Consider the following 23,009-nt stretch of genomic DNA (forward strand, 5'->3'; position numbering starts at 1 on the left):
TTGCACATGACTGTAGACGAGAAGCCGCGGACGCGCAACCAAAAGTTGCGGGAAGTCGCGAGCGGCGGGAAGTGTTGGAAGATCTATCCACAGGGAGGGAACTGAATGTCGTCACCGATGATGCGGCCCGGCATGGGCGCGATGGGCTGGCGCCGGCAGGACGCGTCGGTGGCCGGGCAGAAGCTGGCGAAGGGCACGCTGCCGCGGATCGCGCGGTTCGCGAAGCCGTACCGCTGGCACATCGCGGCGTTCCTGCTGCTGGTGATCGTGTCCGCGGTGCTGGTGATCGCGTCGCCGCTGCTGTTCAAGAAGATCGTCGACGACGGGATCTCGAAGGGCAACGCCCCCTTGGTGACCGCGCTGGCCCTGGTGGTCGCCGTACTCGCCGTGTTCGAGGCCCTGCTCGGGCTGATCCAGCGCTGGTTCTCGGCGCGGATCGGGGAGGGCCTGATCTTCGACCTGCGGACGAGGGTGTTCTCGCACGTCCAGCGGATGCCGATCGCGTTCTTCACCCGCACGCAGACCGGTGCGCTGGTCTCCCGACTCAACAACGACGTGATCGGCGCCCAGCAGGCCTTCACCTCCACGCTGTCCGGCGTCGTCTCGAATGTGATCAGCCTGATCCTGGTGGTCGGCGCGATGCTCGCGCTGAGTTGGCAGTTGACCGTGGTCGCGATTCTGATGCTGCCGATCTTCCTGATCCCGGCGCGGGTCCTGGGCCGTCGGCTCGCCGCGATGACACGGGAACAGATGAACCTGAACGCCGAGATGTCCACCGCGATGACGGAGCGGTTCAGCGTCGGCGGCGCGCTGCTCGTCACGCTGTTCGGCAAGCCGCACCTGGAGACCGAGGACTTCGGCGAACGCGCCGGCCGCGTCCGCGACCTGGGCATCCGGATCGCGATGCTCGGTCGGGTGTTCTTCACGGCGCTGACCTTGGTCGCCGCGTTGGCGACGGCCTTGGTTTACGGCGTGGGCGGCAACCTCGCCGTACGGCAGACCCTGACTGTCGGGACACTGCTCGCACTCGTCGCGCTGCTCGGCCGGCTCTACGGGCCGCTGACCGCGCTCTCCAATATCCGGGTCGACGTGATGACCGCGCTGATCTCGTTCGAGCGGGTCTTCGAGGTGCTCGATCTCGAGCCGATGATCAAGGACGCGCCCGACGCTGTCGACCTGCCCGATGATGCGGCGAGTGTCGAGTTCGAGCACGTGGCGTTCGCTTATCCGACCGCGGAGCAGGTGTCATTGGCCAGCCTCGAGGCTGTCGCCGTACTGGACAAGCGTGTCTCGGCCCAGGTCCTCGAAGACATCAGCTTTGCCATCCGCCCCGGCCAGATGGTCGCGCTCGTCGGCCCGTCCGGCGCAGGCAAGACCACGATCACCAACCTGGTGGCCCGTTTGTACGACGTGAGCGGGGGAGCGGTCCGCGTCGGCGGCAAGGACGTTCGCGAGGTCACGCTGCACTCGTTGCACGACACGATCGGGTACGTCACGCAGGATGCCCACATGTTCCACGACACGATCCGCGCCAACCTGCTGTACGCCAAGCCGGACGCCACCGAGGACGAGATGGTCGCCGCGCTGACCGCGGCGCAGATCTGGGATCTCGTCTCCAGCCTTCCGGACGGACTCGACACGGTCGTCGGCGATCGTGGCCACCGGCTGTCCGGCGGCGAGCGGCAGCGACTCGCGATCGCCCGGTTGTTGCTGAAGGCCCCGAAGATCGTCGTACTCGACGAAGCGACCGCCCACCTGGACTCCGAGTCCGAGGTCGCGGTCCAGCGGGCGCTCGACACAGCGCTGGAAGGGCGTACGTCGCTGGTCATCGCGCACCGGCTGTCGACCGTGCGGGAGGCCGACCTGATCCTGGTCGTTGACCACGGCAACATCGTCGAGCGCGGTACGCACGAGCAGTTGCTCGCGGCGGGTGGCGAGTACGCTGATCTCTACCACACGCAATTCGCAGAAACCGGTGCAGTATCCGGTACGGCGGCAGGTGTCTGATGATCAAGCTGGCGCTCGTTCTCGCAGCGGGGTACGCGGGTTTCAAGCTCGCGTACCACTCCGAGGACGGCCGCCACTACGGCCGCACGGGTGAGCGGGCGGTCAGGACGACGCTGTCATTACTGATCGCGAGTCTCGCCGGCGGCGTCACCTACGCGGCCCTGCTGTCGCACTGACGCAGCCTTCTGCGTGTCGTGCTCGAGCAGATGCAGGACGGGTACGCCGAGATGCCGGCGCGCCGAGGTGGTCCAGTCCAGGTGGAAGAACTCCGCCACGATGTGCGGGCGGGTCAGGATGATGACCTCTTGTCCCCGGGCCTGCTTCACGGTCGCGATCAGGGCGTCGATCGGCCGCTCGTGCGAGATCCCGCCTTCGGCGTGCTGCCCGAGGTCGCGGAGCCGCTGGACGCTGCGTCCGCTGCAGCCCTTCGCCTCGGTGTCGATCGCCTTCTGCGCCTCGGCGAGGTCCTCCCGCTGGCCGGCCAGTCCCGGCCCGTAGAGGTCCGCGGTCCCGAGCGCGCTGATCGAGGCCTCGACGCCCGCCTCGGCGTTGTGGCACGGCACGAGCACGTGGTACGTCACCGGTTCCGGCATATCGTTGTGCAGTTCGACGACGCGTTTCGCGTCGGGCTCGGACAGTTCCTGTTCGACGAGCAGTACGACGTCGTACATCGCAAACCTCCGATGCTTACCAGTCGGTATGCCCCTATAGTGCCCCGAACCGGTCCGAAAGTATTCAACTGGATCGTTGCAGTCTCCGGCGGCCGTAGGTCCTGAGCGCCCGGAGGAGATCTACCTCGCGGAACGCGGGCCAGTAGAGGTCGCAGAACTCGATCTCGGAGCGAGTTGCCTGCCACAGAAGGAAGTCCGACATCCGCAGCTCGCCACTCGTCCGGATCACCAGATCCGGATCAGGGAGCCCGGGGACGTAGAGGTGCCGCCCGATCTCGTCCTCGCTCAACCTGTCTGCGACATCGGCCAGTGTGCGTCCGTCGACGGCGGCCTCGTCGAGCATCGACCGCACTGCGTCGACGAGCTCGAGCCTGCCGCTGTAGCCGATGGCAATCATCAGGTCGCCCGCGTCGCCGCGATCTCGACTGAGCTCGACGGCTTCCTTCAGCGCACGAGTCGTTGAGTCGGGCAACAAGTCCAGCTGGCCCGCGATGTGCAACCGCCAGCGGTGGTCTCGCCGGACGTGATCCGCGAGGACGGTCTCGGTCAGCTCCATCAGGTAGTCGACCTCGCCGGAGTCCCGCTTGCGCAGGTTGTCGGCCGACGCGACCCAGGCAGTCACACACCGGATGCCGGCGTACGCGCTCCACTGCAGGAACTGCTCGAGGTGCTTGGCGCCGAAGCGGTGGCCGATTCGCACGTCGTCGTACCCCGCGCCACGCGCCCAGCGGCGGTTGCCGTCCATCACGATCGCAACGTGCTGCGGCTTCGGCAACCCAGCGAGCTGGCGCCGGAGGCGGGCGCTGTAGAGGCGGTAGAGGCTGCGCATCATCAGCGTTGCGCGCTGGAGAGCACGTCGGCCAGGTCGAACTTCACCGGCTCCTCCAGCTGCTCGTACGTACAGGACTCCGGCGTACGGTCCGGGCGCCAGCGGACGAACTGGGCGGTGTGCCGGAAGCGGATGCCTTCCATGTGGTCGTACCGAACCTCGACGACGAGCTCCGGCCGCAGCGGCACGAAGGACAGGTCCTTGCCGGCCTGCCAGCGGCTCCCTTCGGCGTTGCGCGGCGTACGGACGCCTTCCTCCTGCTTCGCCCACGCCCACGGGTGCTCGTCGAAGGTCGTCACGAGCGGCTGCATCTCCTGGAACAGCTCCTTGCGCCGCTCGAGCGGGAACGCGCCGATCACCCCGACGCTCGCAAGCGTGCCGTCCTCGTTGTACAGCCCGAGGAGCAGCGAGCCGATCCGGTCCTCGCCGCTCTTGTGCACGCGGTAGCCCGCGACGACGCAGTCCGCCGTACGCTCCGGCTTGATCTTGAACATCGTCCGCTTGTCCGGGATGTAGGTGCCGTCGAGCGGCTTCGCGATCAGCCCGTCGAGCCCGGCGCCCTCGAACTGCTCGAACCACTGCGCGGCCGTGTCGTGGTCGGCGGTCGCGGGGGTGACGTGGATCGGCGCCTTCACGCCGGCGAGCGCGTCGATCAGCGCCGTACGGCGTTCGGCGAACGGTCGCTCCATGTAATCGTCGTCACCGAGCGCGAGTAGATCGAACGCGACGAACCGCGCCGGCGTCTTCTCGGACAGCATGTTCACGCGGCTCGCCGCCGGGTGGATGCGCTGCTGCAGCATCTCGAAATCGAGCCGGTCGCCGGACTCGCCGATCACGATGATCTCGCCGTCGATCGCGCAGCGCTCGGGGAGATTCGCCTTCACCGCCTCGACCAGCTCGGGAAAGTACCGCGTCATCGGCTTCTCGTTCCGGCTGCCGATCTCCACCTCGTCGCCGTCGCGGAAGATGATCGACCGGAACCCGTCCCACTTGGGCTCGTAGCTCATCTCGCCACGCGGGATCTCCTTCACCGGCTTGGCGAGCATCGGTTTGACCGGCGGCATGACAGGCAGTCGCATTCCTGCATTCTGTCCCACGCCACCGACACTCACCAGCAACGCCGCTGGTGGACAGTGAACCTGGCTCCCACGGACAATGCGGTGTATGACCTCGGTACCGGTGGAGGGGACGCGTCCGTCGGACGCCGAGCGCGACCGCGCCCTCGCCGTACTGCGGGACGGCGCCGGGTCGGGCCGCCTGTCCCATGACACGTTCATCCGGCGGATGAATTTCGTACTCGGCGCGCAGAGCCGCGGCGAGCTCGCCGACGCCATCCGCGACCTCCCACGCACGGAACCTCGTCACCGCACGTGGACCCGCGCCGTCCGCGCCCACCTGCCCCGCCTGAAGGTGGAGACCGCGGTCTCCCCGAACGCTCGCACCGGAGCGCACCAGCACGGTCCCTCGAGCGCACGCAGCGCCGCCGCCGCGCTTCCTGAGCGAGCCCGCCCAGCCCGACGTTTTGACCCGGTCGGGGTGGTTGCCTCCTGGCTCGACGGTCTTCCGCGGTTGAGCTTGGTGAGGCCGGCCGTCGCCGTACCGCTTCCCGGACTTGCGCTGCCGGCTCCTGGCTCGCCGACTGTACGGATCGGGCGCGGTCCGGGCGCGACGCTGCGGATGGCTGACGAGTCCGTGTCGCGTCACCACGCTGAACTCCGGCACGTCGACGAAGGGTGGCTGCTCCGCGATCTCGGCTCGATGAACGGAACGACCGTCAACGGTCTCCGGATCACCACTACCGTCCGGGTCCGGCCCGGCGACAGAGTCGGCTTCGGCGCGGTCACGTACGTGCTGACGTGGACCGGCTGAGGGCTTGCATCCGGTACTTGGGTACAGGTTTACCGTCGATCTCATGGACGATCTGACCTGGGCCTCCGACGCCTGCACCCTTCCGACCGCCGAACGGCCGTTCCGTGTCGCGGAGTTCGACCAGCTGTTCGCCGAACACCTCCGCGGTTCCGACCGCATGGACGCACAGACCCTGGAGCTCACCCTCGATCCCGAATCCCGCGCGACGGTCGAGGACCTCACCGCCCGCGAGACCGAGTGCTGCTCGTTCTTCACCTTCACCCTGAGCTCGGACGCCGACCAACTGCGGCTACAGATCACGGTGCCGCCGGCGCAGACCGCCGTACTCGACGGACTGTTGTGAGATCGAGCGAGCTGGCCGCCGCGGCCGGCGTCAACCTGCAGACACTGCGGTACTACGAACGTCGCGGCCTGCTGGACGAACCGGCGCGGAGTCTTGGTGGGCATCGGATGTACCCAGCGGAGGCGGTCACGACGTTGCGCGTGATCAAGGCGGCGCAGCGGCTGGGATTCACGCTGACCGAGGTGTCCGAGCTGCTCGACACCGCGCGGCACCGACACGCCCTCGGCGAGGGAGCCGGGCTGCAGGCCCGAGCCCGCGAGAAACTGACCGACGTGGAAGCCAAGATCGCCGACCTGACGGTCATCGCCGAGACCCTCCGCGCCGGCATCACCGCCGGCTGCACCGACCTCCAAACCTGCGCCGGCGATCCGGACTGCCCGCTCCCGTTCCCGGAGATCGGCCAGGCGTGACAGTCCTACGCTCCATCCTGCTCTTCGTCCTGGCGGCGATCGCCGAGATCGGCGGCGCCTGGCTGATCTGGCAAGGCTGGCGCGAACACCGCGGCATCGTCTGGATCGCCGCCGGAATAGTTGCCCTAGGCGCCTACGGCTTCGTGGCAACCTTCCAGCCCGACCCCAACTTCGGCCGAATCCTGGCAGCCTACGGCGGCATCTTCGTAGCCGGCTCCCTCACCTGGGGCGTCCTGGTCGACCGCTTCAAACCCGACCGCTACGACCTAGCAGGAGCCGCAATCTGCCTCGTCGGCGTAGCAGTAATCATGTACGCCCCTCGCAGCTCATGACCCATGCCGCAAGCTCCTGGGAGACATCACCGATGGACCTCGAGCAACTCTGGATTCAACTGGCCGAGGCGGGGATCACGGCGATGCTCAAGATCGACCACGAGCGGCTAGCTGAGCACGGGCGGTCGTGGACGGTCCTGCTGTCCGGTCCGCCGCTGGGTGATGCTTTGGTCCGCGCGGAGGAGTCCTCGCTCGACAGATGCCTGCAAGTCAGCCTCACCCGCCTCCGAGCTGAGGCCCACGGCGAATGGAGTTGGCTCACGGAGTTCGAGCGATGATCGCCGTACGAATCCGGGCACAGGGGGAACGTCGTGGGGGTTGATGTGGTGCTGAATGCCGTCGACCAGCGTGGCACGAGTTCGAGACGCCGCCGGTTGACTCAGTTAGACGTCGTGCCGGACACGCGCGACCTGTTCGCCAGGATCTGCGGGCGAAGCAAGCTGCCGATGCTGCGGCGGGTCGATCCGTACGGCGATCTGATTCTGAGCTCATCAGAAGTGCCCCAGTTCCTGGAGGAGCTGAAGGCCGAACACGAGCTCGCCACCGGCGACGAAGAGCGTTTGCTCCTGACCGCCGTCTCCAAGCTCGCCGAGCGCTGTCTGACGGACCCGTCCACCGAATTGCAGCTCCAAGGTGACTGACCTTTACCCGAAGCCGCCGCACTTGATGATCGCGGTCTGGTCGGCGGACGACGAGGAGTTGGTCTTCGGGCGGGCTTGTGATGTCGCGGGGGAGTTCGGGTGCGTGCTGACGGGTGTCGCGGAGGAATGGCCTGCCAAGAAGGTCGGGTATCACCGCAAGGGGCTGGGCACGGTGATTGTGGAGCGGCTGTTCGCGGCGGAGGGGGAGACGCATCCGGTGGCGATCTCGCTGTCAGCTCGGGAGTTGGGGTGGCCGGAGGCGTTGTGGACGGCGAAGGACCGGAAGGCGGCGTACAAACTGGCCGGATGGGCGACCGACGTACTGCGGGAGCTCACCGCCCGCACTGGTGCCCTGTACGGCTCCATCGCAGTAGAGGAAACGCTGCCGACTCCCAGCGCACTCCGGGCAGGTATCTCGATCAGCAGCCTCCCGTTCCTGTCGGCGGAACTTCCAACCGCGGTGTTTGACAAGTTCTACGCTGCCTTCAGCCGGACGCAGCCCGTCGAGTGGCCGCACGGAACCTTCTTCCCCGACTGGAAACCTTTCACCAAGGGCAGTGCAACCGCACCCGACCGCGCCACCCTCACGGCAGCCTCGACGACCCTCGGCAACACACTTCAACGGAGGAAGAATGAGCAGTGACTTCGCCTTCTGGAAGGCGGTCCCGGGCGATCCTGAGGAGATTTACGACAAGGTTTGTGAGGGGATCACCGACGGGCTGTCGGCCAGTGGTGATGTACTGCGGTTTCGTCAGGAGCTGCTGCGGCGGTTTCCGGATGTGAAGGACGAGCTGCAGCCAGGCGATTTCGACCTCGCGGAGAATCCGGAGGACGCCGAGAAGTACGTCGTGCTCACGCTTTCCTACGGGCGGCTGCGCGACACCTTCGGCGAGGTGCTGGACCTCGCGAAGGTGCACGGGTTGGTTGGGTTCAGCGGGGTAGCCGGCGAGCCGATCTTCTTCGAGGACTGACGAAGGTCAGCGGGCGGCGATGTTTTGGCCGGCTTTGAGGAAGGGGTCGAAGGAGCCGTGGGGGCCAGTGCCGTCTTTGGAGGGGATGATTTCTTTGGAGTATTGGGCCAGGTAGACGCGGCGGTGGCGGTCTGTTCGGTTGGGGCCGCTGCGGTGGATGACGACGCTCGAGAAGACGACGATGGAGCCGGCGGGGGCGGTCATCGGGATGCCGGGGTCGCTGCCGAAGTAGCAGACCATGTCGTTCAGTTCTGGGTCCCGGATGTGCTTGATGTAGGACTTGATGCCCGAGCGTGAGTACGGAAGTAGGTAGACCGAGCCGTTCTCCTCGGTGACGTCGTCGAGGGCGATCCAGCAGGTGAGGTACGGCGCGTGGTCCTCGTGCACATAGCCGGAATCCTGATGCCACGCGAAGGCGGTGTCCGGATCGCCGGCCTTGATCACGTACTGCTCCCAGAACAGCCAGGCGTCATCGCCCAACGTCGCCCGGCAGATCTCCGCCATCATGTCGCTGAACAGGAACTGCCGCAGCTCCGGCCGGTCCTGGTAGATCATGCTGCTGAAGTACCGCTTGCCACGGTGGTTGATCCCGAGCGAATCGGTACCGGCCTCGTCCATCGCGGCGTCGAGTTTGTCGATCGAGTACTGCGCTCCGCCGCGCAACAGCTCGAGCTGCTCGTCGGTGAGCACCCGTTCCAGCACGAAGTACCCCTCGTCGCGGAACTGGGCCAGGTGCTCGGGCGTGACCAGGTCGTTCATGGCGTCCTCCGGTGAAATCGGCTTACCGAAACGCTAGGTCGACCGCACCCGGCAAAGAATGTCTCGCCGCGACCCGGACATGAACATTTTGGCGTACCGTCGCGGCGTGAGTGAGCGCACGATCGTCACGATCGCCGAAGGTCCGGTGACCAGGCTCGGGCAGTTGGTGCTCGCCGGCGAGGTGATCGACTCCGAGCCGATCGTGTCGTCCGCGCTCCGGGTGATGGACGCCTACGTGCTGCCGGTGCTGATCGATGGCGAGGGCAACTATCGCGACGCGGGCGGTCGCGCGGAGCGGATCACCGCGGGTGCGCACACGCTCGTGCCGCCGGGGTTCCCACACACGTACCACACGGATCCGGGAGAGCGGTGGATCGAGCTGTTCGCCGTCTTCACCGGCCCGATCTTCGACGCGCTCCCGCACCTGACCGGCTCCGGCCCGCGCTACCCGACCCCGCAACCCTCGGTCGAAGCCCTCCGCACCGTAGAGCGCGCGCCGCCCACGACCCGCCGCGCCGCCGAACATCAACTGATGGCACTTGCCGCCTGGCTCGTCGACGTCGAGGACACCACGACGGAAGACGTCAGCATGGAGATTGTGGACGCCATGACGCGCCTCGCCGACGACCTCACCGCGAGCACCGACCTCGCCGCCATCGCCGCCGAGGCCGGCCTGACCTACGACACGTTCCGCCGGAGATTCGCCAAGCAAGTCGGCCAGACGCCCGCCGCGTTCCGGAACGTATGCCGCTTGCAGGCCGCGGCCACGCTCTTACGCCTGACAGACCTCACCCACCGCGAAATCGCCCGAACCCTCGGTTTCACCGACGAGTTCCACCTCTCACGCCGATTCCGCGCGCACTTCGGCGTCGTCCCCCGCGACTACCGGCGTACCTGACCCCCCCCGGACTTGGGGATCGCCGCGAGCGGCGCACGAGATGTGCCTGTGTACTGCGTGTGCCTGGCGGTGCGGCGTACTGCGTGTGCCCGTGGCGTGCAGCGTGTGTCTGCGTGTCCGGCGTACTGCGTGCGCCTGGTGCTCCGGCGTACTGCATGGGCCCGGGGCGGCGTACGGCATGTGGCTGTGTCGTGCGCGGCCGGCGTACTGCGTGCGTCCATGGGTGCGCGGACGTACTGCGTGCCTCGATGGGCGTTCGGCGTACTGCGTGTGCCCGTGGGGCCGGCGTAGTGCGACCCCGGCGGAGCGGACGTCCTCCGTGGGGTCGGCCCGAGCGGGGGTACTCCGTGGGTCGGCCCGCTGGAGGGCGTGTGGCTGGGTTCCCCGCGTACTGCGGGTGCCTGGGTGCGCGGCGTACTCCGCAGGTCTGTGCGGCGTGCGGTTCGAGGGCGCCTAGGGGATCAGGACGACCTTGCCTGTGGTGGTGCGGTTTTCGAGGGCGTGGTGGGCGGATGCGGCGTCGGATAGGGGGAAGGTTGTGGTGAGGGCCTTCCAGCGGCCTGAGATCGTCTCCTCCAACGCCGCCACCTCGAGTTCGCGGAGTTGGCGGGTGAGCTTGGCGCCGATGGCCCAGCCTGCGGTCAGGCCTCGCGACATCAGGTCCTCGTGGGTGAACTGGATCGGCCCGCCGCCCGACCAGCCGAACATGAACGCCCGCCCGCCGACCCCGAGCAACTCGAACGCCTTCTGACCATTCGGCCCGCCGACCCCATCCAGCAGCACGGTGAGCTCTACCCCGCCCTTCAACGCCGCGGCCCACTCCGGATCCCGGTAGTCGATCGCGTACTGCGCGCCCAGTGACCGCACCAGCTCCACCTTCGCCGGACCGCCCGCCAACCCAACGACAGTCGCCCCAACGTTCCGAGCCGCTTGGACGAGATAGCTGCCGATCCCGCCCGCAGCGGCAGTCACCAGTACGACGTCGTCCGCCGTCAGCCGCGCCTGGCGAAGGATGCCGGCCGTCGTCCGACCCGTCCCGATCGCCGCGACCGCTTGCGCCGCATCGACATGATCAGGAATCTCGTACAGCGACTCGACCTTCGCCACGGCGCGTTCGGCGTACCCGCCTGGCACCATGCCGAGATGGACCACGACCCGTTTGCCGACCCACGAGGAGGAAACGTCTGGCCCGACCGCGCTCACCCGGCCGGCGACCTCCCGCCCCGGGATCGTCGGCAACTCCGGCACCGGGATCGGGCTGCCGCCCGTCGCGCCCGCCCGGATCATCGTGTCGACAAGATGAACCCCGGCCCCCTCGACGTCCACCAGGACCATCCCGGGCCCGGGTACCGGGTCAGGAACCTCCTCGTAGAGCAGATTCTCCGCCGGACCGAACGCATGCAATCTGATCGCCTTCATCATGATCCGCAACGCTAGAACCTCAACAATGATTGAGGTCAACCACTGCCACTTCCTTACGTTGTGTACTAAAGTGCGATCCGAGGGAGGGTGACGTGGCGAAGATTCTGAGAGGTGCGACCGCGCAGGAGACCCACAGCGCGATCCTGGACCTGATCCGCTCGAGCGGCACGGTCACCCGCGTCGACCTCGCCGACCGGTCCGGGCTGACCGGCGCGTCGATCTCCCGCGTGGTCAAGCGACTACTCGCCGACGGCCTGATCATCGAGACCGGGTACGGCGACCCCACGGGCGGCAAGCGCGCCACGCTGCTGCAGTTCAATCCCCGCGCCCGGCACGCGATCGGCATCGCGGTCGACACGCCGAGCACGACGTACGTCGTCACCGACATGAGCGGGCGTGTGATCGAGCAGGTGTCGTCGCGGGGGATCGGGAAGGACGCGCCGGCGACGGCCGTGCAGCGGATCACGGCCGAGCTCGAAGACCTGATCGTGAAGGCGGAGATCGAGCCGTCGACGCTGGTCGGCGTCGGGGTCGCGCTGGCCGGGCGGCAGGGGCGCGGCGGCACCCGGCTGCTGCGGACGGACTCGGAGAAGTACGCCTGGGAGCCCTTCGCGGTCCGCGACACGCTCAAGGACGCGATCGACCATCCGATCGTGGTCGAGAACGACTCGACCTGCGCCGCGATCGGCGAGTTCTGGGCGGGCAAGATCCCCTCGGTCAACGACTTCGCCACCGTCTACATGGCCGCCGGGTTCGGCCTCGGCCTGGTCACCAACGGCGATGTGTACCGCGGCTCGTCGTCCAACGTCGGCGAGATCGGCCACATGGTGCTCGACGTGAAAGGTCCGCAGTGCTGGTGTGGCGGCCAGGGCTGCCTGGAGAGCCTGGCAGCACCCGCCGCGGTGGTCGCACGCGCCGGTCAGGATGAGCAGCTCGCGGACAAGCTCGGCCTCCGCGGCCGCCGGCTGTCCATCCGCGCCGACTTCGCGAAGATCGCCCGCCTGGCCGCGGCCGGGGACCCGCGCTGTGTCGAGCTGATCGAGGAGTCCGCGACGTACCTGGCCAAGGCGCTGCTGTCGATCACCAACCTGCTCGACCTCAACCAGATCATCCTCGCCGGCCCCGGTTTCAGCGAGGCCGGCGATATCTACGTCCGCATCGCGGCGCAGGAACTCAACCGCCTGTCCTTCGTCCGCGCGATGCATCCCACCCGTGTCGAGCTCTCCAAACTAGGCCCGAGCGCCGCGGCCCTGGGAGCCGCCTCACTCGTCCTCCACACCCAACTAACCCCACACCAGAACACCCGCTCCTAGCGCCCCCACCCCACCCCGCCCCGCCCCGGCGCCCGACCCGCCCCGGCCCCCGGCCCGCCCCGGCCCCCGGCCCGCCGCCCGGCCCCACCCGCCCCGCCCCGGCCCGTTTGGTGGGTATACCCACCGCCGTGTGGGTTGGCCAACCGGAATCCGGTTGGCCAACCCACGTTGTGGCTGGCTTACCCACCAGACGCGGGACGAGGGGGGACTGGGCGGGGGCGGGCTAGCTGAGGTGGTCCTTGAGCCAGTGCCCGCTCTTCTTCACCGTGCGGGCCTGGGTCGCGTAATCGACGTACACGATGCCGAAGCGCCGGCTGTAGCCCCAAGACCACTCGTAGTTGTCCAGGAGCGACCAGACGAAGTACCCCTTGAGCGGGAAGCCCTCGGCGACCAGGTCCTCGCACACGGCGATGTGCTGCTTGATGTAGTCCAGCCGGTCGTCGTCCTCGATGGCGCCGTCGGCGGTCACCGAGTCCGGGTACGCCGCGCCGTTCTCCGTCACGTACAGCGGCAGCTCGGGTGCGAGCTTGTTGATCGTGACCAGGATGTCGCGCAGCCCGGACGCCTGGATCGGCCAGCCCATCTGCGTGCGGGGGAGACCGGTGTCCACGGCAACGACATTCTCGCTGCCCGGCTGCGTCGACGCGACTGGCGACGAGATCGGTCCGTCCGGTGCCGCGACCGTGGTCGGGCAGTAGTAATTGACACCCATGAAGTCCAGTGGCGCCGCGATCAGCGGAAGATCCGCTTCCTGCTCGGCGAACCAGGAAGTCATCCCGGTGTCCTCCAGCACGTCCGACGGGTAGCGCCCCGACAGCAACGGTTCCAGGAAGAGACGGTTCCGCAGGCCGTCGACCCGGCGCGCGGCGTCGCGGTCGGCGGGGGAGTCGGTCGCGGCGTGGATCGGCGCCGGGTTCAGCGCGATCCCGTACGACGAACCCTCGGAGCGGATCGCGTTGAGCGTCAGCCCGTGCCCGAGCAGCAGGTGGTGCACGGCCTTCAAGGCGTCGGCGCCCTCGGTCCGGCCCGGGGCGTGCTCACCGTTCCCGTACCCGAGGAACGCGGAGCACCACGGCTCGTTCAGCGTCATCCAGTGCTTGACGACATCGGACAGCCCGTCATGCGCCAGGACGGCATAGTCGCGGAACCGCTCGGCCGTGTCGCGGTTGAGCCAGCCGCCGGCGTCCTCCAGGGGCTGCGGCAGATCCCAGTGATAGAGCGTTGCGTACGGCGTGACGCCGTTCTCCAGGCACGCCTCGGCCAACCGCCGGTAGAAGTCCAGCCCCGCCGCGTTGGCGGCACCCGATCCGCCGGGCACGATCCGCGGCCACGCGATCGAGAACCGGTAAGCGTTCAGCCCGAGATCCGCCAGCATCCGGATGTCCTCGCGGAACCGGTGGTAGTGGTCGTCGGCGACGTCACCGTTGGTGCCGTCCGCGATCTTGCCCGGGGTGCGCGCGAACGTGTCCCAGATGCTCGGGCCGCGCCCGTCGGTGGAGACCGCGCCCTCGACCTGGTACGACGCGGTCGCCGCGCCCCACGTGAATCCGCTCGTCACGTCGTCTCCTTCTCAACCCAGTACTGCCTGTCCGGAAGTAGGCTACCTAACCGGTTAAGCAACTCACTCGGGAGGTCCACGGCCAGCGCCGCCTCGAGCGCGTCGACCCGGGCCGGCTTGGTGATCCCGACGACCGTGCCGGCGATCCCCGGGTCGTCCACCGAGTGCCGCAGCGCCGCCGTCGCGAGGTCGGCGCCGTACTCCTGGCACGCCTTCTCCATCTGAGCCACCGCGTCCAGGACAGCCGGTGCAGCCTCCCGATAGGCGTACTTCGTCGCGCCTGCCGGATTCGCGAGGATCCCGCCGCCGTAGACCGCCGCGTTCACCACGGCGATGCCCTCGGCGCGGGCCCGCTCGAAGACACCGAGAGCCGAGTGATCCACCAGGCTCCACCGGTTGTGCACGAGCAGCACCTCGAAGCCGCCGAGATCCAGATAACGGGAGAGCTCGCGAGTGTCCCCGCCCGCCAGCCCGACGTGCCCGATCTCGCCGTCCGCCCGTAGTTGCATCAACGTGTCGACCGCGTCCCGCATCGAGTCGAAATCGTGGAACTCGGGGTCATGCAGATACACCAGCGGCAGCTCGTCCAGTCCGAGCCGCTCCTTGCTCTCGGCGACGCTCGCCCGCACCCGCGCACCCGAGTAGTCCCCGTCCCGCGCGTCGACCTTGGTCGCGACCAGGAACCCGTCCGGTAGACCGCCGTGTTCCTTGATCGCCAGGCCGATGCGCAGTTCGCTTTCGCCGTCGCTGTACCCGTTCGAGGTGTCGATCCAGGTCAACGGGCCGGCGAACACGCGCAGTACCAGGTCGATCGCTTCCTGCCGCGTCACGTCGTACCCGAACACCGCAGGCATGCTTCCGAGCCCGCTTCCGCCGGCGCAGACGGCGGACACGGTCAGGCCGGTGGAACCGAGAGGACGCAGCCAGTTCTCTGTCATGCCTCGGAGCCTACGGCGAAAGCGAACCCGTCGCTGTCGACGTAGACCTTGGTTCCGTCCGGGGCGGTCTCGGCCGGCAGGTCCGGCGGATCGCCGACAAGTTCGGCGTACGCGAACCCGGCGACGTCGAGCTGCGGAGCGCGGGCGCTCTTGTCCACCTCGTACGTGAACACCTCCAGGACCGTGTCCCCGCCCTTCAGGTAGCCGATGTGGAAGCCGCGCTTGTCGTGGGGTTGCTCGATCGTGCCGATGAACGAGAAGCCGTAGTTCCGGTCGTAGTACGCGCTGGTGGCCTCCCGGTCCTCGATCGTCACCGCGACGTGGTCGAACCGAGGCCGCGCCGGTACGCCGAGCGCCCGCTCGCGCGCGACGCCGTCCGCGTCGAGGATCTCGGCGTACTGCAGGTCGCCCTGGATCATCTCCAGCAGCGTGCCGTCCGGGTCGTAGAAGAAGCAGATCCGGACGTTGCCCTCAGCATCGAGCGGGTCGAGCTTGAACTCGACCCCGGCGTCCTTGAGTACGGCCGCCCGCTCGTCGATCCGGTCGACCTTGAAACCGATGTGCCGGAAACCCTTCTGCAGATCGTCCGGCGACCAGGTGCTCTGCTCCCGGCCGTTGCCCACGGCCCGTAACTCGACCGTCGCGGTGACCGCGTCCAGCACCGCCCGCTCCGACGTCACCTCGCCGGCAACGGACAGCTCGAGGAACCTGGTATAGAACTCGACCGAGCGGGCGACATCGGTGCAGTTGACCACGACGTTCTTGATCGGCATACGACCTCTTTCGGCAGATGAGTGAGTCAGTTCTTGACCGCGCCGAGCATCATCCCGGCGACGAACTGCCGCTGCATCCGGACGTAGACGATCACGACCGGTACGACGGACAGCGTGAGGCCGGCGGTGAGGGCCGGCCAGTTCGTGGAGTACTGGCCCATCAGGGTGAACAGCACCGGCTGCAGCGGGAGGGCGTCGGTGTTCCGCAGTACCGTGTTCGCGATCAGGAACTCGTTCCAGGTGGAGAGGAACTGGAAGATCACCACGGTCGCGATGCCGGGGCGGGTCAACGGCAGGATCACCCGCCGGAAGATGGTCAGCTCGCTGCCGCCGTCCACCCGGGCCGCCTCGATCAGTTCGTCCGGCAGCGTCTGGAAGAACGCCCGCATCAGGAACATCGCGAACGGCGCCGACCCGGAGATGTACAGCACCAGCAGGCCGGCCTGGCTGTCCAGCAGACCGAGCGATTTGAGCTCGAGGTACAGCGGGATGATCAGCGCCGTCGACGGCATCATCAGTGTGGTCAGCAGCAGGACGAAGAGCGTGTTCCGGAACGGAAAGTCCAGCTTCGCGAACGCGTAGCCGCTGAGCGTCGCGAAGATGAGCACCCCGATCACGGTGACCGACGTGATCCAGACGCTGTTCCAGAAATGCAGCGGGAAATCGATCGACGTCCACGCATTCTTGTAGGCGACGCCGGTGAACTTCCGCGGGATGATCGGCCCGTTGAAGATCGTGTTCTGCTCGCGCAGCGACGTCAGCAGCATCCACACGAACGGGAACGCCATCAACAAGCAGAACGGCAGCAGGACGAACGTGGCGAACGACTTCCCGATCCACTTGGTCCTCATCGGTCCGCCCTCCGCGTCAGCCAGAGCTGGGCGATGACCGCGAGCGTGCAGAGCACCATCGTCACCACGCTGAACGCGCTCGCGTACCCGAGCTGCGGGATCGAGCCGGACGTCGACCCGAACGCCAGCGAATACAGGTACGTGCCGAGTACTTCGCTGCCGTGGTTGGGCCCGCCGCCCGTCATCACGAAGATCACGTCGAACGCCTTGAACCCGTTGAGCAGACCGAGGCTGACGATCAGACCGGTCACGATCCGCAGACTCGGCACCGTGATGTGGCGGAATTGCTGCACGGTGTTCGCGCCGTCCATCGCGGCGGCCTCGTACAGGTTCGGGTCGATGCTCTGCAGGCCCGCGAAGTAGATGAGCATGTTGAATCCGAGCCCGCCCCAGACCGTCACCACGACGATTGCCGGCAGCACCGTCTTGTGGTCGGCCAGCCACGGATGCTGCAGGCTGTCCAGACCGATTGCCCCGAGCAACCGGTTGAGCGTGCCGATGTTCGGGTCGTAGATCAGCTTCCACAGCACCGCCGACACCACGAACGACACGATGCCCGGGATGAATAGGATGGTCCGGACGACGACGCCGACCTTCGACCAGATCACGTTCACCAGCACCGCGGTGACGAGGCCGAGGAACGTCAGGATCGCCGTCGTCACGCCGGTCAGCACCAGCGTGACGATCAGCGCCCGACGCGCCACCGGGTCGTGCAGCATCCGGCTGTAGTTGTCGAAGTGCACGAACCGCGGCGACCCGAACCCGCCCCACGAGGTCAGGCTCAGGTAGGCCGTGTAGAGGATCGGCCAGAGCACGAACGCCAGGAACAACGCGAACGTCGGCCCGATGAACACGTAGCCGGCGATCCGTTGCGACCGTCGCAACGGCGACCCGAACCGGTACGACGTTCGCCCGGCGGATCGTCGTACGACGTCGTGCCGGGAGAGCGTTGTCGCCATCCGATCAGCCGCCCTTGGCGTTCTGGACCGCCTGCTGCATCGCCTTCGCGACCGCGGCCGGCTCGCCGGTGCCGTCGAAGATCTTCGCGAGCGGATCGCCGGCCGCGACCGAACCGGGACCGAACGGGATGTGCGGGCACCCGTCGCCGTCGAGCAGCCAGGACGTCATCTGCTTCATGATCGGCAGCTCGATCCGGGCAGCTGCGCTCTTGGTGGCCGGCATCGAGTTCGAGTCGTTCATCGTGGGGGAGTACTGCTCCGCGGAGTACATGAACTTCAGGAACTCCAGCGCGGCGTCCTTGTTCTTGCTGTTCGCCGCGACCGCCCAGCCGGCGCCGGCCTGGTTCGCGGTCCAGTGCCGCTTGCCCGGCGCGATCGCCGGGGTCTTCATCACCTTGTAGAGCTTGTTGAACGCGGGCGTCGCGTCCTTGGTCAGGCCCTGCGGGGTCCAGCTGCCGTTGAAGAGCATCGCGGACTTGCCGGTGTAGAAGATCTGCGGCGCCTGGTCGCCGCTCGTGCCCGTCGTACCGGGCTGGAAGACGCCGCCCTTGACGATCTTCTGCTGCAGCTCGATCGCCTGGATCACCTTCGGATCCTCGTACGTCGCGCCGTCCTTGAGCTGGTCGAGCTTCAGGTAGAACGTCGGGTCGTCGGCGACCTGCGTGATCAGCGGCAGGAAGAAGTCGAGCGAGCTCGTCGTCGGGTTGCAGCTCAGCGCCACCGGGAACTTGCCGATCGCCTTGATCTTCTGTGACGCCGCGATCAGGTCGTCCCAGGTCTCGATGCCGTCCTGTTCGACGCCGGCCTTCTTGAGCAGGTCCGGGTTGTAGAAAAGGCCGAACGTCTGCGCCATCCAGCCGACCGCATACTGCTTGCCGTCCAGGGTGTACTCCTGGTTGGCCGAGTCGAAGAAGTCCTTCAGGAAGTCGTCACCGAGCTCCTGCTTGAGGTCCGCCGAGATCCCGCCGGTGCCGTAGGTCAGCGCGCGCGTGTGCGGCGCGAAGATCTCCGGTACGTCCCCGCCGGCGACCGCGGCCTGCAGGGCCGGCAGGTATTGGTCCGGGGTGCCGAAGATCCGGTTCTCGATCTTGATATTGCTGTGCGCGGCCTCGAACGCGCTGATCAGCTTCGGGAACTGGTCCTCCTGGTCGTTGTACCACGACCACATCCGGACCACGGCCTTCCCGCCGCTGGTGGTGCCGCCGCCGCTGTCACTGCCACCGCAGGCGGCCAGTGTGGATCCGAGCGCGGACCCGAGGCCGAGCGCACCCACCGCCCCTTTGAGAACTGTCCGCCGCCGCACGTGCTGTTCGCCCATCGGAGACTCCTCGTCGTTCGCCTACCAACTTCCTAACTGAAAGTAAGAAAGCGGTCAAGATCGCAGCCACCTCGACTTTGTGCACGGGTCAACCGTTTCGGCGGCCCGCAGATGGTTGGTGGGTGCTCAAAGTCGGGTGGGTGGGGGCGCACATAGGGTTGGGTCATGGTGATCCGGTTGAGCGAGCAGTGGCCGGAGGTGAGCTCGGACCGGCTGTTGTCGGAGTGCGTCCCTCCGCCGAGGTTCTCCGACGTGCGCTTCGCCACCTACCGCCCCGACCCGGACGAACCCTCGCAGGCCGAGGCCCTGGCCGCGCTGACGGACCGCGCCGCCAAACTGTCCTTGCCCCGGCAAACCCCCTCGGTCTGGGCAAGACTCCGCCGCAAGGCTGCCGTCCCGGGCAAGCAAGGTATCTACCTGGACGGCGGTTTCGGCGTCGGCAAGACCCACCTCCTGGCCTCGCTCTGGCACGAGTCCGCCGGCCCGAAGATGTACTGCACCTTCGTGGAGCTCACCAACCTCGTCGGCGCCCTCGGCCTACGCACAGCGGTCGACAAACTGTCGTCGTACCGGCTGATCTGCATCGACGAGTTCGAGCTCGACGACCCCGGCGACACGATGCTGATCTCCCGCCTGATCGGTCAGCTGGTCGAGGCCGGCGTCGAGTTCGCCGCCACGTCCAACACGCTCCCCGACAAACTCGGCGAGGGCCGGTTCCAGGCAGTCGACTTCCTCCGCGAGATCCAGGCCCTGGCCGCCCACTTCGACGTACGCCGGATCGACGGCCCGGACTATCGCCACCGCGGCCTCCCCGTCGCGCCCGACCCCTGGCCGGACGAGAAGGTCGAGCAGGAAGCCGGAGACCGGCCCAATGCCTCCTGCGACCATTTCGTCGATCTTCATCGCCATCTCGCCGAGCTGCACCCGAGCAAGTACGGCGCCCTCCTCGACGGCATCGAGACGGTCGCGATCACCGACCTACGCCCGCTGACCGACGAGAACGTCGCCCTCCGTCTGGTCGTGCTCGCGGACCGGATGTACGACCGCGACCTCCCGCTGCTGGCCGGCGGCGTACCCCTCGACCAACTCTTCTCCCCGGAGATGCTCAAAGGCGGCTACCGCAAGAAGTACCTCCGGGCGCTCTCGCGACTCATCGCGCTGGCTCGCGCTGCCTGAGCCTCCGGCGTGCTTCCCTGAGGGGATGAGTCGTCGGACGATCTCGCTTCTGCTGCTCGTGGTCGCGCTCGGGCTGTTGTTCGCCGGTGGCTTCGTCCAGTTCGACGACACGTCGGGGTTCGGCTCCGAGCGATGGATCTTGCTGCTCGGGGGGCTGGCGTGCGTCGCGGCGCTCGTGTCGGTCGTGGCCGCCTGGCCGGACCCGAAGGCGCGGCTGTGGCTGGGCATCGCCCTGGCCGTCCTGACCGGCCTCTTGGTCTGGGGGAGCATCTCGAACGACGGATTCCGATTCATTTACACCCGGAGTGAAGGTGAGCTCGCCCTGCTGGAGCTCGCGATCGGCCTGGTCGCCTTCGTACTGATCGCGAACGGCGTGCAACCGGCGCCGGCGAGCGAAACGGCGACGGAACCAGGTACTGCCGCCCAGGCCGGACCGGGCAGGTGGCTGGTCCGTACGGCGGGCTACTTGTGCGGCACGATCGTCGTGGCACTGGTAGCGATCGCGGCCGGAGCGGACTACTACACGAGGACCGAGTGCCCCGAAGAGGGAGACTGCCTGGCCGTGCTCGGCGGGTTCGTGTGGGGCGCGGTCGCAGTACTTGCCTGTGGCCTGGCCGTCCTCGTGATCGAGATCGTGTTGTGGCGTCGTCGGCGCAGAACCGCTGAAGTCCGGGGCGGATGAGGCAGGATGTGGAGATGGCGAAGCAGAAGAAGGACGACAAGGCTGCTGCTGCGGGACTGCGGGAACAGTTGCGGGCGCCGGCCGGGCCGGTCGATCTGACGACGTACGACACCCGTGCGACGCCGGGCTTCGACGGCTCCAAGGACGACGGCAAGGTGGCGCTGGAGGGGCTCGGCGCCGAGGCGTCGGAGTGGCAGGAGCGGCTGTTCGCCGAAGGGCACAAGGGCGGCAATCGCAGCGTGCTGCTGGTGCTGCAGGGCATGGACACGTCCGGCAAGGGTGGGGTGATCCGGCACGGCGCGGGGCTGATGGATCCGCAGGGCCTGAAGATCACGTCGTTCAAGGCGCCGACGCCGGCCGAGAAGCGGCGCGGGTTCCTGTGGCGGATCAAACAGGCGCTGCCCGGCGAGGGGATCATCGGGATCTTCGACCGGTCACACTACGAGGACGTCCTGATCGCCCGGGTGCGCAACCTGGTCCCGCCGAACGTCTGGGAGCGGCGCTACGACCAGATCAACGACTTCGAGGCCGAGCTCGCCGCGAACGGTACGACGATCCTCAAGTGCTATCTGCACATCTCGCGGGAGGAACAGCGCGAGCGGCTCGAGGCACGGCTCGACGACCCCACCAAGCACTGGAAGTACAACCCCGGCGACGTCGACGAGCGCAAGCTCTGGCCCGACTACATGGACGCCTACCACGCGGCGATCGAGCGCTGTAACACGCCCGAAGCGCCCTGGTACGTCATCCCGAGCGACCGGAAGTGGTACCGCAACTGGGCCGTCACCACGATCCTCCTGGAGACGCTGCGGGAGCTGAACCCGCAGTGGCCGGTCGCGGACTTCGACATCGAGGCGGAGAAGAAGCGCCTGGCCGCAACCTGACCATCAGCTGTCCGTCAACTGTCCGTCAACAGTCCGTCAGCTGTCCGGGTCGATGTCGTGGCGGCGGAGAAGGTCGCGGAGCTTGGCGACCTGCTCGTGCAGGCGCTCGTTCTCGTCGAGCAGCGCGTTGAGCTCGTGGATCAGGTGGTGGCGTCGTCCGTACGTCGTCCATGACGTGCCTTCGGCAAGCATGCCGCTGACGAGCGACTCGGAGCGCTCGCGCCAGTTCATCCGCTCCTCGAGCTTGCGGCGGACCTGATCGAGGTCGGCGGCAAGCTTCGTGATGATCTGGCCGCCGACCCCGTCGCGATCATTCAGTACGCCGAGCAGTAGGTGCTCCGGCCGGACCTGCTCCGCGCCGCGCGCTTTCGACTCGCCCCACGCATGCTCGAACGTGCTCTTCGCGCGCGGGGTGAACGGGATCGACGTCTGACTCGCGCCGCCGTTGCCGCGGCCGATGATCTCCACCACCAGCTCCTTCACTGCCGGCACGGTGATCCCGGCGGAGTTCAGCACCCGCGCGGCGATGCTCTGGCCCTCGGTGATCAGCCCGAGCAGCAGGTGCTCGGTGCCGACGTACGCGTGGTCGAAACCGCGAGCCTCTTCCTGCGCGAGAACGATGACCCGCTTGGCCGGGTCGCTGAACTGCTCGTACATCCGAACTCCCCTCCACCATTCCTGCTCGACATCGAACGTCAGCGTCTCCTCGCTGAGCAGCAGCTCGAGCCGCAGGTCGTCTTGCAGGTCCTCAGGCTTCACCGGCTGGTGTTCGAGCCGGCTCCGGATGAAGGCCCCGGCCTCGCGATAGCTCGCCTCACCGGTCGCGATCCGATCGAGCAACTCGTCGACGTCGGCGACCGGCTCCAGCTGCAACTCCGCCCGGTTCAGCGAGACGAACTGCAGCACCACCGCGACGGCGACCACCCGATTGGCCGCGTCAAAGGGCCGCGCCCGGACCAGTCCGGCGAGCATCACGCCTGCCGATTCCGCCAACCCGCTGGTCAGCCGGACGCTGTCGAGCACTCGCTCGACCGCGTTCAGGTCGGTCCGCAGTACGGCGTCTGCCGAGCTGCAGCGCAGCACCCGGGCCGCGACCGCGAGCACGTCGTACGGACCGAGGTAACGCATCAGTCGTCGCTCCGGAGCCGGCGCAGGGACTCCTCGTGCCGGCTGAGGTTCTCTTCGAGCAGGCGACTGAACCGGGTGTCCTGCCGGCGCTGATCGACCAGGGCCGCGATCGCCTCCCGCGCGACATCGGACACCGACCGTCCCTCGACAGAGGCCACAGTCTGCAGCCGCTCGGCCAGGTCGGGGTCGAGTCGCAGCAGGATGTTCTTGGTCGTGTCCTTCGCCATAGATATCAAGATATCACGCTATCGTCCGTCGGCTGTGAAAAGGTTGGAGC

The 23,009-nt window shown here is 67.5% G+C and carries 29 protein-coding genes; 16 read left to right on the forward strand and 13 right to left on the reverse strand.

Annotation, left to right across the window (positions count from 1 at the left end; genetic code table 11):
* The first annotated feature begins 105 nt into the window (after positions 1–105).
* Both EV653_RS07405 and EV653_RS41015 read left to right on the forward strand, forming a co-directional pair.
* Positions 106–2,007 carry an ABC transporter ATP-binding protein gene (locus EV653_RS07405; protein ID WP_134099223.1) on the forward strand — a complete coding sequence of 634 codons (1,902 nt, stop codon included), beginning with the start codon at positions 106–108 and terminating at the stop codon, positions 2,005–2,007.
* Entirely contained in the window at positions 2,007–2,183 is a 177-nt protein-coding gene (locus EV653_RS41015) for a hypothetical protein (RefSeq protein ID WP_166679310.1), read from the forward strand. Before EV653_RS07405 ends, EV653_RS41015 begins: the two co-directional genes overlap by 1 nt.
* Here EV653_RS41015 and EV653_RS07410 read toward each other — a convergent pair.
* The 3 genes from EV653_RS07410 to EV653_RS07420 all read right to left on the reverse strand — a co-directional run bounded on the left by EV653_RS07410 (position 2,127) and on the right by EV653_RS07420 (position 4,586).
* The gene (locus tag EV653_RS07410) at positions 2,127–2,678 is read right to left on the reverse strand and encodes a hypothetical protein (protein ID WP_134099225.1); all 552 of its coding nucleotides are present in this window, start codon (positions 2,676–2,678) and stop codon (positions 2,127–2,129) included. The two genes, EV653_RS41015 and EV653_RS07410, sit on opposite strands and share 57 nt — an antisense overlap.
* 64 nt (positions 2,679–2,742) lie before the next feature.
* Positions 2,743–3,510 (reverse strand): polyprenyl diphosphate synthase, encoded by a 768-nt coding sequence (gene uppS / locus EV653_RS07415; protein ID WP_134099226.1) that lies wholly within the window; start codon positions 3,508–3,510, stop codon positions 2,743–2,745.
* The gene (locus EV653_RS07420) at positions 3,510–4,586 is read right to left on the reverse strand and encodes an ATP-dependent DNA ligase (RefSeq protein ID WP_134099228.1); all 1,077 of its coding nucleotides are present in this window, start codon (positions 4,584–4,586) and stop codon (positions 3,510–3,512) included. Before EV653_RS07420 ends, uppS begins: the two co-directional genes overlap by 1 nt.
* A gap of 85 nt (positions 4,587–4,671) precedes the next feature.
* On the opposite strand from EV653_RS07420, the gene EV653_RS42015 reads away from it, so the two are divergent.
* From EV653_RS42015 to EV653_RS07460, 8 genes are read left to right on the forward strand one after another with little or no spacing between them, the layout of a single operon-like run.
* Entirely contained in the window at positions 4,672–5,376 is a 705-nt protein-coding gene (locus EV653_RS42015; protein WP_238159616.1) for a DUF1707 and FHA domain-containing protein, read from the forward strand.
* A gap of 43 nt (positions 5,377–5,419) precedes the next feature.
* Positions 5,420–5,719 carry a hypothetical protein gene (locus EV653_RS07430; protein ID WP_134099233.1) on the forward strand — a complete coding sequence of 100 codons (300 nt, stop codon included), beginning with the start codon at positions 5,420–5,422 and terminating at the stop codon, positions 5,717–5,719.
* A complete protein-coding gene (locus EV653_RS07435) occupies positions 5,716–6,129 on the forward strand; it encodes a MerR family transcriptional regulator (protein WP_134099235.1) in 414 nt (137 codons plus the stop codon). The genes EV653_RS07430 and EV653_RS07435 overlap by 4 nt, the downstream gene beginning before the upstream one ends.
* The gene (locus EV653_RS07440; RefSeq protein ID WP_134099237.1) at positions 6,126–6,461 is read left to right on the forward strand and encodes a YnfA family protein; all 336 of its coding nucleotides are present in this window, start codon (positions 6,126–6,128) and stop codon (positions 6,459–6,461) included. Before EV653_RS07435 ends, EV653_RS07440 begins: the two co-directional genes overlap by 4 nt.
* 32 nt (positions 6,462–6,493) lie before the next feature.
* A complete protein-coding gene (locus EV653_RS07445) occupies positions 6,494–6,739 on the forward strand; it encodes a hypothetical protein (RefSeq protein ID WP_134099240.1) in 246 nt (81 codons plus the stop codon).
* Positions 6,740–6,772: 33 nt separating this feature from the next.
* Positions 6,773–7,102: a hypothetical protein gene (locus tag EV653_RS07450; protein WP_134099242.1), complete on the forward strand. Its 330-nt coding sequence runs from the start codon at positions 6,773–6,775 to the stop codon at positions 7,100–7,102.
* Positions 7,095–7,745: a hypothetical protein gene (locus tag EV653_RS07455; RefSeq protein ID WP_134099244.1), complete on the forward strand. Its 651-nt coding sequence runs from the start codon at positions 7,095–7,097 to the stop codon at positions 7,743–7,745. The genes EV653_RS07450 and EV653_RS07455 overlap by 8 nt, the downstream gene beginning before the upstream one ends.
* Positions 7,735–8,073, forward strand: coding sequence for a hypothetical protein (locus EV653_RS07460; RefSeq protein WP_134099246.1), 339 nt, complete (start codon positions 7,735–7,737; stop codon positions 8,071–8,073). Before EV653_RS07455 ends, EV653_RS07460 begins: the two co-directional genes overlap by 11 nt.
* A 6-nt stretch (positions 8,074–8,079) precedes the next feature.
* Here the strand turns inward: EV653_RS07460 and EV653_RS07465 are convergent, their stop codons facing one another.
* Positions 8,080–8,832 (reverse strand): phytanoyl-CoA dioxygenase family protein, encoded by a 753-nt coding sequence (locus EV653_RS07465; protein ID WP_134099248.1) that lies wholly within the window; start codon positions 8,830–8,832, stop codon positions 8,080–8,082.
* A 106-nt stretch (positions 8,833–8,938) separates the two neighbouring features.
* Here EV653_RS07465 and EV653_RS07470 point away from each other — a divergent pair, with 106 nt between their 5' ends.
* Complete coding sequence (locus EV653_RS07470; RefSeq protein ID WP_166679312.1) at positions 8,939–9,730, forward strand: helix-turn-helix transcriptional regulator; 792 nt, start codon at positions 8,939–8,941, stop codon at positions 9,728–9,730.
* Positions 9,731–9,826: 96 nt separating this feature from the next.
* On the forward strand, positions 9,827–10,021 hold the full coding sequence (locus tag EV653_RS07475) for a hypothetical protein (protein WP_134099252.1): 195 nt from the start codon (positions 9,827–9,829) through the stop codon (positions 10,019–10,021).
* 162 nt (positions 10,022–10,183) lie between these two features.
* On the opposite strand, the gene EV653_RS07480 is transcribed toward EV653_RS07475, so the two are convergent.
* A complete protein-coding gene (locus EV653_RS07480; protein WP_238159617.1) occupies positions 10,184–11,152 on the reverse strand; it encodes a zinc-binding dehydrogenase in 969 nt (322 codons plus the stop codon).
* A 92-nt stretch (positions 11,153–11,244) separates the two neighbouring features.
* Between EV653_RS07480 and EV653_RS07485 the strand changes: the two genes are divergently transcribed.
* Positions 11,245–12,465 carry an ROK family transcriptional regulator gene (locus tag EV653_RS07485; protein WP_134099255.1) on the forward strand — a complete coding sequence of 407 codons (1,221 nt, stop codon included), beginning with the start codon at positions 11,245–11,247 and terminating at the stop codon, positions 12,463–12,465.
* Between the two features lie 223 nt (positions 12,466–12,688).
* On the opposite strand, the gene EV653_RS07495 is transcribed toward EV653_RS07485, so the two are convergent.
* From EV653_RS07495 to EV653_RS07520, 6 genes are read right to left on the reverse strand one after another with little or no spacing between them, the layout of a single operon-like run.
* Positions 12,689–14,023 carry a GH1 family beta-glucosidase gene (locus EV653_RS07495; protein ID WP_134099257.1) on the reverse strand — a complete coding sequence of 445 codons (1,335 nt, stop codon included), beginning with the start codon at positions 14,021–14,023 and terminating at the stop codon, positions 12,689–12,691.
* Positions 14,020–14,961, reverse strand: coding sequence for an aldo/keto reductase (locus tag EV653_RS07500; RefSeq protein WP_134099259.1), 942 nt, complete (start codon positions 14,959–14,961; stop codon positions 14,020–14,022). The genes EV653_RS07495 and EV653_RS07500 overlap by 4 nt, the downstream gene beginning before the upstream one ends.
* Positions 14,958–15,734 (reverse strand): VOC family protein, encoded by a 777-nt coding sequence (locus EV653_RS07505; RefSeq protein WP_134099261.1) that lies wholly within the window; start codon positions 15,732–15,734, stop codon positions 14,958–14,960. The genes EV653_RS07500 and EV653_RS07505 overlap by 4 nt, the downstream gene beginning before the upstream one ends.
* 26 nt (positions 15,735–15,760) lie before the next feature.
* Positions 15,761–16,585, reverse strand: a complete 825-nt coding sequence (locus EV653_RS07510; RefSeq protein ID WP_134099263.1) for a carbohydrate ABC transporter permease — start codon at positions 16,583–16,585, stop codon at positions 15,761–15,763.
* Complete coding sequence (locus tag EV653_RS07515) at positions 16,582–17,544, reverse strand: carbohydrate ABC transporter permease (protein WP_134099265.1); 963 nt, start codon at positions 17,542–17,544, stop codon at positions 16,582–16,584. The genes EV653_RS07510 and EV653_RS07515 overlap by 4 nt, the downstream gene beginning before the upstream one ends.
* A gap of 4 nt (positions 17,545–17,548) precedes the next feature.
* A complete protein-coding gene (locus tag EV653_RS07520) occupies positions 17,549–18,862 on the reverse strand; it encodes an ABC transporter substrate-binding protein (protein WP_134099267.1) in 1,314 nt (437 codons plus the stop codon).
* 165 nt (positions 18,863–19,027) lie between these two features.
* Between EV653_RS07520 and zapE the strand changes: the two genes are divergently transcribed.
* Genes zapE through EV653_RS07535 form a run of 3 tightly spaced genes read left to right on the forward strand, consistent with a single transcriptional unit; the run spans position 19,028 to position 21,604 of the window.
* Positions 19,028–20,038, forward strand: a complete 1,011-nt coding sequence (gene zapE / locus EV653_RS07525) for a cell division protein ZapE (protein WP_134099269.1) — start codon at positions 19,028–19,030, stop codon at positions 20,036–20,038.
* Between the two features lie 25 nt (positions 20,039–20,063).
* On the forward strand, positions 20,064–20,720 hold the full coding sequence (locus EV653_RS07530) for a hypothetical protein (RefSeq protein ID WP_134099271.1): 657 nt from the start codon (positions 20,064–20,066) through the stop codon (positions 20,718–20,720).
* A 14-nt stretch (positions 20,721–20,734) separates the two neighbouring features.
* The gene (locus EV653_RS07535; RefSeq protein ID WP_134099273.1) at positions 20,735–21,604 is read left to right on the forward strand and encodes a polyphosphate kinase 2 family protein; all 870 of its coding nucleotides are present in this window, start codon (positions 20,735–20,737) and stop codon (positions 21,602–21,604) included.
* Positions 21,605–21,640: 36 nt separating this feature from the next.
* Here EV653_RS07535 and EV653_RS07540 read toward each other — a convergent pair whose 3' ends face one another.
* Complete coding sequence (locus EV653_RS07540) at positions 21,641–22,732, reverse strand: Clp protease N-terminal domain-containing protein (protein ID WP_134099276.1); 1,092 nt, start codon at positions 22,730–22,732, stop codon at positions 21,641–21,643.
* Positions 22,732–22,959, reverse strand: a complete 228-nt coding sequence (locus EV653_RS07545; protein ID WP_134099279.1) for a ribbon-helix-helix protein, CopG family — start codon at positions 22,957–22,959, stop codon at positions 22,732–22,734. The genes EV653_RS07540 and EV653_RS07545 overlap by 1 nt, the downstream gene beginning before the upstream one ends.
* Positions 22,960–23,009 lie beyond the last annotated feature (50 nt).

It is taken from the genome of Kribbella pratensis, from assembly GCF_004365355.1.
Classification (GTDB): domain Bacteria; phylum Actinomycetota; class Actinomycetes; order Propionibacteriales; family Kribbellaceae; genus Kribbella.